General features: G+C 65.5%; 1 protein-coding gene. It reads left to right on the top strand.

What is annotated here, in order from left to right:
- Positions 1-78: 78 nt before the first annotated feature.
- A partial coding sequence (locus LRA98_RS12840; protein WP_238640854.1) for a hypothetical protein occupies positions 79-829 on the top strand: 751 nt, incomplete at its 3' end.

The raw sequence follows: 829 nt of genomic DNA, 5'->3' as shown, positions 1-829 counted from the left end.
CTCATGGTGCGCTGGGCAGCGCCGTCTCCGCAGTACGAGCCGCCCCGGTGCGGCACGCGAGCGAACGAGGAGCATTGAATGGGTAATGGCCACTCGCCTTCCAACGACGAACAGTCCTCGTCCATCGCCGCCATCCGCTCGGAGCTCGAGCGCGCACTCGGCGATCAGTCGTTTTCCTCCGAGCAGGAGCTTCAGGATGCCGTGGCGCAGAAGGTGGCGGAGCTCAATCAGTCGCCGGTGTCTGATTTTCAGGGGCTCTCCCGAGAGCAGATGCACCGGCTTCTCCATGCGCCGTTCGACGCCCCGGATCTGGTGCGCTTCGCCGAGGGCATCGAGGCGCGCCCCGCTGCGACGGCGTTCCGGCTTCTGGAGGTCATTGTCGATGCGGCCGGCGAGGAAGGAATCAAGCTGACGGCTAAGGGAAACCTGCCGCGTGCTGTGGTCTTCGAGGCCAAGGAGGCGCTGAAGGCGGAAGGGCTCAAGCGGGAGTGGCTCCCCGGGGTGATCCGCAACGAAGACGACTTCCTCGAGCTCCACCTCATTAAGGTCACGGCCGGTCTGGCGCGGTTCATGCGCAAGGAGCGCGGCCGGCTCAAGGCGACCCGCGCAACGCAGAAGCGCTTTCGTAAGGGCGAGTGGGCGGCGATCTACCACGCGCTGCTCCAGGCCTACTGCCGTCAGTTCAACTGGGCCTATGCCGACGGGTGGCCCGATCTGAGGATCGTGCAGGATTCGTTCGCCTTCTTCCTGTATCTCCTCCACCGCTTCGGAGACGAGCCGCGGCCGGTCTCGTTCTACCAGCGATGCTTCTCGCAGGCCTTCCCGGCAG

It is taken from the genome of Halorhodospira sp. M38 (assembly GCF_022227985.1).
In the GTDB taxonomy this organism is placed as follows: Bacteria; Pseudomonadota; Gammaproteobacteria; order Nitrococcales; family Halorhodospiraceae; genus Halorhodospira; species Halorhodospira halophila_A.
Note: the sequence above shows the minus strand (reverse complement) of the source record. Positions and strands in the feature narration are given on the sequence as shown.